This window comes from Pseudomonadota bacterium, from assembly GCA_039714795.1.
Lineage (GTDB): Bacteria > Pseudomonadota > Alphaproteobacteria > JAGOMX01 > JAGOMX01 > JBDLIP01.
Map to the genome: position 1 here is coordinate 1 of JBDLIP010000040.1, position 14,207 is coordinate 14,207.

9 protein-coding genes and 2 tRNA genes are annotated in these 14,207 nt (G+C 44.8%); 5 read left to right on the top strand and 6 right to left on the bottom strand.

Annotated features, from left to right (window positions below):
• Nucleotides 1-938 precede the first annotated feature (938 nt).
• Nucleotides 939-1,886: a LysR family transcriptional regulator gene (locus ABFQ95_04410; GenBank protein MEN8236769.1), complete on the bottom strand. Its 948-nt coding sequence runs from the start codon at nt 1,884-1,886 to the stop codon at nt 939-941.
• 227 nt (nt 1,887-2,113) lie between these two features.
• On the opposite strand from ABFQ95_04410, the gene ABFQ95_04415 reads away from it, so the two are divergent.
• On the top strand, nt 2,114-4,303 hold the full coding sequence (locus tag ABFQ95_04415) for a primosomal protein N' (protein MEN8236770.1): 2,190 nt from the start codon (nt 2,114-2,116) through the stop codon (nt 4,301-4,303).
• A 193-nt stretch (nt 4,304-4,496) separates the two neighbouring features.
• On the opposite strand, the gene ABFQ95_04420 is transcribed toward ABFQ95_04415, so the two are convergent.
• A complete protein-coding gene (locus ABFQ95_04420; GenBank protein MEN8236771.1) occupies nt 4,497-5,804 on the bottom strand; it encodes a type II toxin-antitoxin system HipA family toxin in 1,308 nt (435 codons plus the stop codon).
• A complete protein-coding gene (locus ABFQ95_04425; GenBank protein MEN8236772.1) occupies nt 5,794-6,132 on the bottom strand; it encodes a helix-turn-helix transcriptional regulator in 339 nt (112 codons plus the stop codon). Before ABFQ95_04425 ends, ABFQ95_04420 begins: the two co-directional genes overlap by 11 nt.
• A 628-nt stretch (nt 6,133-6,760) precedes the next feature.
• On the opposite strand from ABFQ95_04425, the gene ABFQ95_04430 reads away from it, so the two are divergent.
• Genes ABFQ95_04430 through ABFQ95_04440 form a run of 3 tightly spaced genes read left to right on the top strand, consistent with a single transcriptional unit; the run spans nt 6,761 to nt 10,996 of the window.
• A complete protein-coding gene (locus tag ABFQ95_04430; protein MEN8236773.1) occupies nt 6,761-8,794 on the top strand; it encodes a ribonuclease E/G in 2,034 nt (677 codons plus the stop codon).
• A 10-nt stretch (nt 8,795-8,804) separates the two neighbouring features.
• A complete protein-coding gene (locus tag ABFQ95_04435; GenBank protein ID MEN8236774.1) occupies nt 8,805-10,160 on the top strand; it encodes a M48 family metalloprotease in 1,356 nt (451 codons plus the stop codon).
• A gap of 59 nt (nt 10,161-10,219) precedes the next feature.
• Nucleotides 10,220-10,996: a DsbA family protein gene (locus ABFQ95_04440; GenBank protein MEN8236775.1), complete on the top strand. Its 777-nt coding sequence runs from the start codon at nt 10,220-10,222 to the stop codon at nt 10,994-10,996.
• Nucleotides 10,997-11,187: 191 nt separating this feature from the next.
• On the opposite strand, the gene ABFQ95_04445 is transcribed toward ABFQ95_04440, so the two are convergent.
• Nucleotides 11,188-11,264: transfer RNA gene (locus ABFQ95_04445), tRNA-His, on the bottom strand.
• A gap of 336 nt (nt 11,265-11,600) precedes the next feature.
• Between ABFQ95_04445 and ABFQ95_04450 the strand changes: the two genes are divergently transcribed.
• Nucleotides 11,601-11,677 (top strand) — tRNA-Met (locus ABFQ95_04450).
• Nucleotides 11,678-11,693: 16 nt separating this feature from the next.
• Here ABFQ95_04450 and ABFQ95_04455 read toward each other — a convergent pair.
• Complete coding sequence (locus ABFQ95_04455; GenBank protein ID MEN8236776.1) at nt 11,694-12,296, bottom strand: NADPH-dependent FMN reductase; 603 nt, start codon at nt 12,294-12,296, stop codon at nt 11,694-11,696.
• Nucleotides 12,297-12,435: 139 nt separating this feature from the next.
• Nucleotides 12,436-13,392: a hypothetical protein gene (locus ABFQ95_04460; protein MEN8236777.1), complete on the bottom strand. Its 957-nt coding sequence runs from the start codon at nt 13,390-13,392 to the stop codon at nt 12,436-12,438.
• Nucleotides 13,393-14,207: the final 815 nt, after the last annotated feature.

Genomic DNA, 14,207 nt, shown 5'->3' on the forward strand with positions numbered 1-14,207 from the left:
GAATTTCCAGCAAGTAAATAAACCATCGTTTTAAATAATTTATTCTTATACCCTTTTGCTTTTCTTTTTGTTACTTGTTTGTTGCAAATTCGTGGGGGCGGCAATGAGCCCCCACGAATTTGCGACAAAAATGGGGCTCAGTATAGTTCCTCTCCTGACTTCCCATCTTTATAAGCAAAAGTACTCTCTTGTACAAATATTATCCTAATATCTAAACATTGCTTCTTTGTATCTTTTTGAATATCAGAAGTATACCCAAGAGATGTCATCCGCGATACTCTGGAAAATAAGGCACTTGAGTCGATTATGGTTTTAACTACTGCTGCTTTTTACTTCACTGAGGGAGTTAGTATCGAACTTTTTGATCAGAAAAAAATTCAGCTTACCCACTCAAAACGCAAAAGAGCCAATTTTTTTTACTCATTCACAAATATTTATGCTTGCGTTTGCCAAAAAAGAGGATTACTCTTTATGAGTAAGCGTGGCAGGACGGTGCCAACAACACCGCCCATGACCACTAACCAACCCGATCTAATAAAGAGATCAGATATGGCTAACGCCAATGTACAGTATGCCAACTTCCGATGCCAGCATTTCCTGGGGCAGTTTGTTAATGTTTGCCTGTTTTTGCTTGGTTCGCCGCGGAAATGTTGTGGAAGCGGTATATTTTGGCGAGTGGTCTGGGAACCTGTCGCGTTTGCCTCTATAGGAGGGGTCAGTTCTCACTAGTGGGAGCTGGCCCTGATGGGGTGCAAATCAAAGGCTGCCAATATGATCACCCGTGGGTAATGGAGCTTCAAGTTATTAACTTTTGCATTCCAACTCGACTAAAGCTGAGTCGGATAAAATCCGATGAACATGCATGACGGCCGAGGAGAATTTACAAAAGCGCATTTATGCCCAGGAACCAGTATAGTTCAGGATATCTATGCAGCGTTTCAACGCGGTGCTGCCTTGCTGATTTCTGATTTCTGATTTCTGATTTCTGATTTCTGCCTCATATGTGCAAACGTATCCAATAAAAACTCGCGCAACACTTCAACGCGCTTGAGGGACTCTACTCGCTTTAGATAACTCAGGTACATCTCAATCTTGGGGCCTTTGACATCTGGGAGAACTTCTACCAAATTTGATTGTTTTGGATCAACCAGCTCGCGAGGCAAGCTGGTAATGCCAAAGTGATTTTCAGCCAAAAAAGGTCGGGCTGAACTGAGGTTGACGGCGATGTAGGGTTTGCGTATTTCTCCCGAGGGCATGCCTGTTGTTAGATGCCAATTGAGATGTATCATCGGGTGTCCTTTGGGATGTCCTAATGAAATGAGTTTGTGTTGATCAAGCTCAGAGACAGATGTGGGTGTGCCATTTTTTTCCAAATAGGTTTGGCTGGCAAACATCTTGAAGTGAAAGTTTGCAATCAGATATTGCTTGATTCCTGGGCGGTTGGATTTCGAGGCATGGATCATAGCATCCATGGAAGAAATTTCAGCCTCTGTCGGGTCATCATCTGCCATCAGTGATAAAGAGATGCCAGGGTACTGGCTTAAAAACTTTGACAAAACAGGAAAAAGGCAAAGCTCACTAAACCCCATAGGCGCTATAAGCTTAAGCACCCCTACGGGTGACGTTTTTTCAGATTGGATCTGTATGCAGGCATTTTCGATGGCCTCGACCATAACTTTGACTTGCTCCAAGAGAATCTCGCCTTGGGGTGTTAGGGTTATAGATCGTGGGTGTCGTTCAAAAAGCCTTGTCTTGAGGCGATATTCAAGGTCGATAATCTGGCGGCTGATAGACGATTGGGCTATATTCAATTGGTGTCCAGCCGCTGTGAAACTTTTTGCAGTCGCAACATGATAAAAAATACGTAGGCGTCCCCAGTGGGTCATTGACATCGGATTTTCCCTTAGAGCGTCTTCTTGTTCCAGACTTCAACCTAGCGGTTCAAAAAATCATTGTCAATTGGCTGTGATTAAAAGTAACCTGAGTTTTGGATAAGAGATAATTGCACTTTCTGCCCACGGTCCGTATTAATCACCGATCACTCATCGGGTATAGGCATGCAATATTTTAACCCCTTGTCATTCATGACCTTATTTGAAACACTGGGATTGAAATGTCTAAGCGCTCCACCACTGCTGAAGTCCTTATTTTAAGGCCCATCAATCAACGATATAGTTACTCTGTACCGAGGGGAATGATCGTTCAGCCTGGAGATATTGTCAGTGTGCCGCTGCGTGGACAGTTGGTCACTGGTGTAGTGTGGGAATTGGGGGCAAAAAAATCTAACTCTAAATTCAAATTAAAACCTATTGAGAGAAAAGTTGAGCTACCAGCACTGCCAAAAATTTCACGCGATTTTGTGCAATGGGTGGCAGCGTATACGCTTGCACCGATGGGATCGGTGTTGAAAATGGTACTTAGCGTGCCGAAGGCTCTAGAACCTGTCAAACCTGAATTGGGTTATGTCTTATCCAAAACGACCTGGCCCGAAAAATTGACCGAACCACGCAAGAAAGTACGCGATGTTTTGCAAATGCAAAGCAAACCACTGAGCATTCAGCATATTGCCAAGCAAGCAGGTGTCACCAATTCAGTCATGCGGCGCTTGAAAGAGCTGGGGCTGCTTGAAGAACGGGTAATCACACCAGAGCCAGCATCGTGGTCATTTGCGCCGGTGTCATTGTCTTTAGATCAAAGCCAGGCAGCAAAGCACATTGTTGAAGCTATGGATGCAGGCGGTCATGCGCCTTTTTTGCTGGATGGTGTGACTGGATCTGGCAAAACCGAAGTGTATTTTGAAGCGATTGCCCATGCACTACAGCAGGGCAAACAAGCACTGGTGTTGCTGCCAGAAATTGCCTTAAGTACGCAATGGTTGGATCGGTTTGCAAAGCGATTCGGAATCCAGCCATTGGTTTGGCATTCTGACGTTAGCATAGCCAAAAAACGCAGAACTTGGCGCGGATTGCTGGAAGGTGAGCCTCAGGTTGTGGTGGGAGCGCGTTCAGCCTTGTTTCTTCCCTTTACCAACCTAGGAGTCATCGTGGTTGATGAAGAACATGATGCTGGCTACAAGCAAGAGGAGGGAGTGATCTATCACGCCCGGGATATGGCGGTGGTGCGGGCGCATTTGGGAGGCATTCCCATTGTGCTGGCCTCAGCCACGCCAGCCCTTGAAACCATCCATAACTGTGACTTGCATCGATATAGGCGACTGCATCTAACTCAGCGGCATGGCACAGCAAACTTGCCGGATGTTGAACTGATTGAAATGCGCGAGTCGGATCATGAAGGAACACCGGCGGCGTTTAGAACGTGGCTTTCCTCAAAACTCTGTGCAGCTCTGGCAGACACGGTTGGAGCAGGGGAGCAAGCCATGTTGTTCCTCAACCGCAGAGGTTATGCGCCTTTGACTCTGTGCAAAGCCTGTGGTCACCGTCTTTCATGTTCGCAGTGTACCGCTTGGCTGGTTGAGCATAAAAGTCGACTTGGGGCTTTAATGTGCCATCAGTGTGGTTTTGCCCAAAGTTATCCGGATATTTGTGATGCTTGCGGTCAGGGGAAAAGCTTTATCCCCTGTGGTCCTGGAGTAGAACGTATTCTAGAAGAAGTGAATCGGTTGTTTCCCTTATACCGTATCGCGGTGATGGCGAGTGATACTATGACCAGTCCGCAGGCGATGCAAGATCTGGTGCAGCAAGTGTTGGCAGGGAGCATTGACGTTTTGGTTGGAACACAAATGATGGCCAAAGGACACCACTTTCCCAAGCTAACACTGGTCGGCGTGGTGGATTCGGACCTCGGCTTTGCCGGAGGTGATCTGCGAGCCGCAGAAAAAACCTTTCAGCTTATGCATCAAGTCTCTGGCCGCGCCGGCCGCGCTGACCGTCCAGGTCGCGTCCTGTTGCAGACCTATATGCCAGATCATCCAGTCATGCAGGCCCTTGAGCAAAACAACCGTGAAGCTTTCTTAGAGTACGAGCTAGAAGACCGAGAGCGCACAGGCTTTCCGCCGTTTGGGCGCCTTGCTGCTTTGATTGTTTCAGGACCCGATGAAACTCTGGTAGAGCAAACGGCACGGCAACTGGCGTATGTGGCTCCACGTGATTCAACAGTTGAGGTACTAGGACCAGCGCCTGCTGCATTGGCTATGGTCCGCGGGCGCTATCGTTGGCGTTTGCTGCTCAAGTCGGATAAAGAAACCAAACTGCAACCCATCTTGCGCCATTGGCTGCACCAGGTACAACCTGCATCATATAATGTGAAGATACAAGTGGATGTGGATCCATTTAGTTTTTTGTAGAGCTGCGATAAATCTGCTCATTTATCAATTGGTTCTTATACCCGCGAGAAATGAAAACCTCTAGTTTAATGATAGTGGCCAGCTTGCAGTTTACAGTTTACAGTTTACAAGTGTAAATGAGCACTTCGAGCATATCAGGAAACAGAGGTTTTCATTTCTCTTCAGTATAGTTACAATTTTCAGGAATTAAGATTCAGTATAGCACACTATTTGCAATGTCTTGCAAGTAATTCCTTTCTCCTTGCAAGTCATCAAAAGCATAAGAATTAAGAAGCTGCCTGCCAAGCATAAACTTTTTATCAACGTCGGTAAGGTCAGCTTGCTGGCAAACAAGTTGCCAGTTTTCAGCAATGGCATTAAGTTGTTGTGCAACTATGGCCAGCGCATCTTTTTCTGAGAGAAAATAGATGTAAGCTGCATCAAGACAACTGGAAATCTTACTCATACGGTTATTCCCTTCAATGAGCATAGCCTGAGACGCTTCATTGCCCGTTCGGTTTTGCGGACAAATATCGTAGGCTGGTGTCAATTGCAGCATTTTTCCATCCCAAAAAGCTGCATGATTGCGCGCATGATCATCAGTATTGCCTGCTAGAATATTAAACGTGATGCGCCCAAAAAGCTCTTTGAGGGTGGCAGAGGCATCTGTAAATCTGGAGCGGATAATTTCCGACAAGTTTTCATAACTGGCATAACGCGCCATCATTTCATCTAACTCTAATAACGTTAGCACAGAAACCATACACTTGCGTTGCCACCCCTTTTGTGACAGCACACGATCAAAGCGCTCAATAAGAAGGACATCTTTATTTGATGATCGTGTAAGTGAAACTGGTGCTACATTAAGTCCTGCAAGATGAGCCAACCTCATGGCAACAAATTCGGCCTTTACAACGCTATACAAATCCGCCTGCAAAGAAAATTTAGCAATATACTTAGTGTTATCCTCTTCAATCAAAGCCTTAGGGCGCGCTCCACCGATGGAAGTACCATGATTTAACGCCTGATTGAGCTCAGGAGAAAGGGGCAAACCTTTCTCAACGCGCTCTGTTGCCTCAAGCAATTCCTCAAGCGATGCATTCGCGGGAGATCGAGGCTCATAGTTTACAGGGGAGAGTTGGAAATCAAGTGCGCCAATACGATCTGAGCCTGAGTGTAAAAGATAGGTAAGTTCGTCAAGTTGAGAAACGTCTAAACCTTTCCCTTGAGCGCCAAGAATTTTATTGATAATAATTCTACGTCCCCAAGCATCCGGTGCTGCATCTCGAAGACAACTAGGCATACTCATTCCAGGAAGTAACGGCAGTAGGCCCGCCCTTAAAGGAAGTTCTGGATCAAAAATTGCAATTGCATCATTGCGTTCTAGATAGCTTTTACCGTAGTTAAACACAAGAGTTTTCCCTTGTGCCGTGAGCTTACCAGCAACGACAGGTTCGACCTTTCCTGGTAGCCAAATCCAAACGAAGACTTCGTCATAGCTTTTGGCTTTATCAGAAATCATCATCTACAGGCCTTCTGATTACGCGAACGCTTTTAGGAAGCAGGGCTATCTTATCATTAATTCTTTCTTGTAAAGATTCCAGAGCCCCAGTATCAGCGTCAAATAACTTTACGCCGACAAGAGCAGCAACCTCAAAGACAATACCGATTTTACATTTCATATTGCCGCTTTCGATTTTCTGCAAAGTCGTGCGGCTGATACCTGCCCGATCTGCCAAATCTTTTGCTGTCATTTTCTGCCCCATCCTCTCAAGGCGGATCATCTTGCCCATGACGGTAACTGCTTGCTGGCTATAACGAGAATATGGCCTAGCTTTGGTGTTTGACATAGTTTTTTGTCCATACTGATTATAGTCAGAGTACGCCTGATTGATTGGTACGTCAAGTATAAGATGCACAGTATAATGATCATAAAATGCTTTTATGGTCACTACAATGAACAGAGTATGATCATGAAGGGCGTCATCCCGAACACTGATTTTCCTAAACCCTGATAAATTTGGTTGCCGAAAGCCTCTGAACACGCTATGGTTGTTTTCGTAGAGGAACAGCAGGGTGATATCATAAATTTTGCTCTCTACATACGATGAAATATGGATTTATACACCACACGAAGCAATTCGTGTCCTGTGGTTAGGGTTTAAGCTGACGTCACTCAGATACACACGGATGTTGTGTTTTGATGACCAAGGATTTGAGAAACGGAATGATTAACGATGACACACAAACAGTTGCTCAATGTGACTAACTGACTTCATCCCAAGCGAGGATTCGCCTGGGTACGTGTTAAAAAATTCGACACGTTGTCTCTGCTGAAAAAATATGAATAGAGACAACGCCCGTTCGAGGCAAGTCTTGCCTTGTAATGCCAAATTACGGCACAAGGGGCTGTCCTAATCTTTTCCCTCCCGCTATCGGCTAACCGTGTGGTGTTACAAACGGAGAGTTTAAAGAATAATGTCGAAAAGAATACTCATAGATACTGCCCACCCAGAGGAGACTCGGGTTGCAGTCGTTACAGCAAATGGAGCTTTAGACGAGCTGGATTTTGAATCCCAGACCAAACAAACCATTAAGGGCAATATTTACCTAGCTAAGGTCACTCGGGTTGAACCTTCCCTGCAAGCTGCCTTTATTGAGTTTGGTGGGGAACGTCATGGCTTTCTACCCTTTACGGAAATCCACCCTGACTATTTTCGTATTCCAGTAGACGACCGCCGCGCACTTGAAAATCAGCCGGAAAATCAGCCGGAAAATCAACCAGACAATCAACGAGTACAACCTGAAAAAGGAAAGCAGCAACCCAAGACCACAGCCAAGAAACCAACGCCTCAACCTACTCCCAAAACCCCAAGTTCAGTTCCAAGCCCTATTCAAAGACCATCTCAAAGCTCGGGAAAAATGACTCCGGCTATACAACCACCAGAAAAAGTGGAGACAAGTGCAGCCGTCATAGAAAATGGTGATGAGCTTTTTGCAGCAGAAACTCCAGAACCAACCAAATCAGCCACAGTGCACCGGCCTCTTCACCACCAACGATACAAAATTCAGGAAGTCATCCAACGCAATCAGATCCTTCTCGTACAAGCTGTGAAAGAAACACGCGGCAGCAAGGGTGCAGCCTTTACCACCAACATCTCTCTTGCCGGACGGTACTGTGTTCTGATGCCCAATGCTCCGCAAGGTGGCGGCATTTCGCGTAAGATTGCATCTCCCACAGACCGAACCCGGATGAAAGAAGTTCTAGCCTCACTCGAAATTCCTTCAACCATGGGATTAATCATCCGTACCGCAGGACGTGAACGTAACAAAAATGAGATTAAGCGCGACAGCGATTACCTTTTAAGAACCTGGGATAAAATTCGCAAGCACACCCTGCAATCTGTGGCCCCTACTCTCATTTACGAAGAGGCGAATTTAGTTAAGCGTTCGATTCGGGATTTCTATACCACAGACGTCAAAGAAATCTGGGCTGAGGGAACCAGGGGTTTCAGTACCGCTCGAGCTTTCATGAAAGAGTTGCTTCCCAGCCACACCAACCGAATTCACGAATACAAAGACACAAAAACCCCATTGTTCCAACACTTTGGGGTACACACACAAATTGAACAGTTGTACTCTCCTGAAGTTCTGCTCCCCTCAGGTGGATCCCTGGTAATTAATCCTACGGAAGCCCTGGTAGCCATTGACATTAACTCAGGAAAAGCAACACGCGAACGACACATTGAAGGAACGGCTTACAAAACCAATCTGGAAGCAGCCTCTGAGGTTGCCAGACAGTTACGCTTGCGTGATCTAGCTGGCCTTATTGTTATTGATTTCATTGATATGGGAAGCCCACGTCACAACCGTTCCGTTGAACAAAAACTTACCCATGAAATGCAAAGCGATCGCGCCCGCACGCAAATCGGCAGTATTAGTCAGTTCGGCCTCCTAGAGCTTTCAAGGCAACGACTGCGCCCTAGTATCATTGAATCCAGCGCCTCTCCTTGCCCGCAATGTAGTGGAAGCGGCTTTGTCCGTTCGATTCCTTCAACAACGGCCGAACTCTTCCGAGATGTGGAAAAGGCAATTGTAAACCAGGGCAAGGGACCTATTTTGGTGAAAGCCTCTCCAGCTGTCGTCTCATTCATTTGTAACGAAAAACGTTATCAACTCATTGAAATTGAGAAAAAGCACCAGGTGCCAATAACAATTTTAGCAGAGCCTACACTGGCAATTCCCCATTTCGACATTTCCTTTGTTGATCAAGTCAAGGCAACACACAACGTCCCTTCTAAGAAAGCAACACAAAGAAAATCTGCCTCCTCAGAGTCAAAAACTCCAGGGCAGCAAGCTCAAACACCCAAGGTATCCCCTCCTCCTCGCAGCAAACGCCGTCCCCGCAAACCGTCGGCACAAAAACTCCCAACAGCAGCAGCGACTGGAACGGATGGTCCAAATGTGCAGCCCCCTGAGCAAAAATCGTGGTGGCGTCGTTTATTGGATTAATGGGATAACAATGAATCGTTTTGTAAGATGGTCCTTAAGCTTTTTTATTTTGTTACTGACAACGGCTTTTCCAGTTATTAGCGCACCGGAATTACGCAAAGGCCAAATCATTCGCGATTGCGAAATAGAATCCACTTTAAGGGATTACATTGATCCTATCTTTCGGGTAGCAAAACTCAACCCCAAAAGTTTACACCTCTACATTATGGTCAATCCTGAAATTAATGCCTCGGCTAGCCTAGGACCATCGATTCTGATCAATACAGGCCTGATTACCAAAAGCGCCAATGTGGGCGAACTAATTGGTGTTATAGCTCATGAAACAGGACACATTGCCGACGGACATGTGGTACGCACTTTTGGCGCTCTGGAAAAAGCACAAATTCCCATGATCGCTGCGTTGGTGCTGGGGGCTGCTGCTGGTGTCATGGCTGGAGACTCTAGAGCAGCCGCGGCCATCATGATGGGTGGCATGGAAACCGGACGCCGCTCTTTTTTGATATACAGCCGCGGACAAGAGTCAGCTGCAGATCAAGCAGCAGTTAAGTACCTTGATGCACTTGGCTGGTCCAGTAAGGGCATGATGCAGTTCATGCAAGTTCTTGAACAACAAGAGCTTCTCTCAAGTGCCCGACAAGACCCCTACCTGCTTACCCACCCTCTCAGCAAGGATCGTGTGGCCTTTTTCAAGCACCATGTTGAAAAATCTGTGTATTCCAATGAAGCCTACCCTTTTGATTTCCGACAAAAATATGATCGTATGAAAATTAAAATCATGGCGTTCTCACAAGCACCAAATAAGATACTTGAAAAATATCCAGCCTCTGACACGACACTCATTTCCCAGTATGCGCGTGCAATTGCTCTGTTTCGTAGTCACCGTTTACCTGAGGCCATTGAGACAATTAACAGACTGATTGAAGATCGCCCCAAGGATCCGTTCTTCTATGAACTTAAAGGTCAGATGTTGTTTGAAAGCGGGAAAGTAACTGAAGCACTTCCAATCTATAAAAAGGCTGTTAGCCTTGCTCCGGATGCTGGTCTCATGCGGATTTTACTTGCCCATGTTTTGATAGAACAAAATCAATCCCGGTATGACCGTCAAGCCATTGAACAACTCAACAAAGCTAAACGTTCAGAGCAGGAAAATCCGCTGTTGTGGCGCATGCTAGCTGTTGCCTATGGAAGAACCCAGCAGAAGGATGTTGCAGAATTAATGCTCGCTGAACAGGCACTCACTGAAGGCCGGAAAGAGCACGCTTCAAGGCACGCTGAACTCGCTTTGAAAAAACTTCCTGTAGTCAAAAAAGTTGAACGACAACGCGCTCAAGATATCTTAAATGAAATTAAGCAAGAGAGTGCATAAACGAAAAATCTAGTTTATACTATTACCAGTTGACAAAAATCATAGAGGAGGAAATTACCATGAACAAACCAATTTTTGCGATCAGCAGTTTGGTGTTAGCTAGCTTTGCAATTCAGGGGAGTGCCTACAGCGCTACTCCAGCTGCCCAATCACAGACCTTTACGACTCAACAAAACCAAGCCATTGAAAACATTATCAGCAACTACCTGGATAGCCATCCTGAGATTATCGAAAAGGCACTAAAAAAGGCGTTCCTTAAAAAGGAACAAGCCAAACAGGAAAAAACCAAGCAAGTAATTGTCCAACGCAAAAGCCAAATTTTTAAAGATCCCATGTCGCCCACTTCTGGAAACGCTAATGGTACAACTGAAATCGCCGTCTTCATGGACCCTTTCTGCGGCTATTGCCATCAGTTCCAAAAGATTTTAAATGATGTGCAGTCACAAAGAAAAGATTTGCGGGTTGTTTATAAGATTGTTCCGTTTTTAAGCAAAGAGTCGCTCGTGGCAGCACGGGAAGAAATGGCGGCACACTTACAAGACCGATTTGTGGAATATCATGAAGCCCTCTATGAATCAACAGCGCGAGCCCAAAATCAAAAGTCACGCATGGAGCTTGCACGCGAAGTTGGCATTAACATCAACCGCTTGAAGAAAGATATACGTTCCTCGAAAGTGAAAAGGGCAATTGAGGCCAACCAAGAGCTAGCAAAAGCGTTAAGCATCGGTGGCACACCGGCTTTCATAGTTAATGACACGCTAGTCGTTGGTTTAGTGGATGCTGATAATCTAAATAAAATTCTTGATGCAAAAAGCGAAATTACAACACCAAGCTAAACAGTACATCCTGGGCCGCGAAACCAATACAGTTTCCGGTCCAGCTTAACACAATATACTGACCTGAAATCAAAACCTCTGCTTCCTGATACGCTCAAAGTGCTCATTTACAATTGTAAACTGCGCGCTTCTCGCTATCATTAAACTAGAGGTTTTGATTTCACGAGAGTATAGAAGTATTTATTGAAAAATGGGGCGAGTGATGGGAATTGAACCCACGACCTCCAATACCACAAACTGGCGCTCTAACCAACTGAGCTACACCCGCCGTAAAGAACTACATCTCTTGTTGTACCTAGAATAGGGGTATAACGTCAAGGGCCTTGAAACAGGGCTGTTAAATGAAAATGTGCTACCTGCCGGCAGTCATCCAGAACGTTGGTTTTGGAACTCAAATCTTATAAGGCTTGAGGAGGAAAAATCTTACGATTCAGTATCCCATTTTTTTTTAATCTGCAAAAAATAATTGGATCCTGTCCCGGATCAAGTCCAGGACAAGCTTTTCCCCAGCTCACCAAAAGCTGGATTGGAAAAATGTGTTTGCCAATATATACCCTTGACCTAAGAACCTTATTGTAGCAGAGTTGTGTTGTGCATACTTCTTGGCGGGGTAGCTCAGCTGGTTAGAGCAGCGGAATCATAATCCGCGTGTCGGGGGTTCGAGTCCCTCCTCCGCTACCAAAATGATTTAGAAGATTTACCCTTGTTCGCGTGCTTTTTTAAGCGCGCCAGCATACCATTCAAATTCATTTAAGAATCGATCTGCGCGGGCACCATATGCAGAATCTAATAGTTTTGCCTGCTCATCAAATACTGCATCAATTTTCGGCACCACAAAGACACTTGGAATAGCAGGCATCCCCATAACTCCTAGTGTGACCCTCAAGTCACTTGTAGCCCGCACACCTCCAAAACTGCCTATGGAATAACTAACAATGGCAGAAGGCCTATGGAAATATTCCTTGAAAAAATAATCCAGTAAATTCTTTAATCCTGGCTGCAAGGTACTATTATATTCACCAGCAACAACAAGAAATCCTTCACTTTTTTGATACAATTCCCGCAACCGTTCAAGTTGTTGCGGGGCTTTTCCTTCAGGGTAATCACTGTAACGTTGATCGAGGAGCGGCAGATTTTCTTGCATCGCATCAACTAACGTCACTTCATGGCCGCGTTTTTGCAATTTTTCAATCATGTATTTCACTGCACGAATTCCTAATCGATTGCTGCGCATCGATCCATAAAATACAGTTATTTTTAAGGGTGTTTCAGATATTGAAGCTTGACTAAGAGCATCCATAGAATATTCCTTCCTAAAAGACTTATACCGAAGTTAAATCAAAGCCTCTGTTTCCTGATAAGCTCAAAATGCTCATGCACCGACGCAAACTGCAAGCTGGTCGCTACCACTAAACTAGAGGCTTTGATTTTCCCCAAACTTATTCATCAGCTTTGGTCATCTGTCGGATGATCAAAATTCCTTGTAACCCTATCACAAGGATTAAGAGCAACGCAAAGCCGCTCAGTAAAGACTTAAACCAAGCCAAATCACGCTTAAGGGTTTCAGCTGCATTTTCGGACTGCATCCTTAACAAGGCTGTAGTGTTGTCGATAACGAGACGAAAATCTAGTGACATTCGCTTCAGATTTTCAATGTCTTGCGCCAACTGATTTTTTTCTTTGGCCAGTTCCATAAAAATTGACCAATAACTTTGCAGCATTTCATTTAGGTTGTACTGATCTTCTTGCACCTGCAAAATCAAACGCAGTTTTGAGCTAAAAATCTGCATTTGTTGATTCATGGCAACCAGAGACATCTTTTGCCCGCGCGTTAGAAAATCCTTTTCATGCCGTCGCATCATCAACAATGAAACCAGCAAGGCATCCACCTTTAAATCATTGAGTGCTTTTTCCAGAGAACGAGCGACCAGGCGCAACTTATAATGCAAGCCAAATTTTTCTGTCAAACCAACCTTTTGTCCCCGCATGATAATGAGATCAAATTGTTGAATACGCTGTTGCAAAAACTCATTAAGCGAGCGGGGCGGTTTGCTCACTAATCCAATAAGTGGATTGTGCCCCATTTGACTAACAAGTGTCATGGCCCGATTAGCAAGGCCTCGATGTTCTTGAACAAACGTAAGATTTTTGTGCAGTAAAAACTGCGTCTCGGTATCGCGCATGGCAAATGCAACACCTGAAAGAGTTGTGGCATCACGTCTGAGCGTTTGTAAATTTTCCTGGTGCTGTAAATCTTGATCTATTCTATATCCAACCCAATATGCAAGCAACACCATCACCATTAAGCCAAGCACAGCAATGAAGACAAACCGATACACTCGTTTGACAAAGCTATAAAGAACGATATTGTTTGCTGCGTTAGACTGATCAGGCATAGCACATCCTATAAATCTATGGTTGGGCGGTCTTGCAAAATTGATTTTAGGTGTCCCACTGTTAAATTACCGTTAATTCCTAGCGAGGCAGAGCCTCAGGCCATAGAAATTTGGGCAAAATTCGTTGACCACGCATGACGGCCGGAATGGTCGGGTGTAACCGCTGCACAATGTAATTTATGGACGCTTTGCTACATTTTTATTGTGGGGCAGATCCCCATAAAATATGTAGCAAAGCGTGTCTGTGATGTTACTTGAGATTGAGACGTGCCAATTTTTTCTACATTGTGCAGCAAGTCACACCCGAATGGTCTTAGGCTCTGCCTCGCTAGTTTTTTTAATAAGTGCTTGCTCCTTTTGTTCAACTAGGGCTCCTGCAAGCAGCAACAGAAGAATTGCTGCAATCACAATGCCAGTATATTTTTTCGCTCTTTAGCCGTGCTGAAAAATGCCTCTTTTAGCAGGTAGAGCAAAAATAATCCACCAAATATTGGCAAAATGTTTTTGAAGACATCACTGGCATAAACCATTAGTCTTAAGCTGCTAGGTTGAAAAAATATAAATTGAGAGTTATAGGTAGGAAATATTAGACGCGCAACAGCGCGTGGTTCATGCAACGATGAATAGGTAGTTTAACAGTGCTATTTGTTTTAAAATAAATCATAACATAATAAACTTAGGTGCTTGGCTCATAAATGTCAAGAAAATAATTGTGGCTTGTAGGAGCAATTTGATAATGTCCGGTTAAGCAATTTAGAAATGTCCGGTTTTACCGTTTTCTTATCCAGCACAATGGGTACGTTGTTTCATCACAG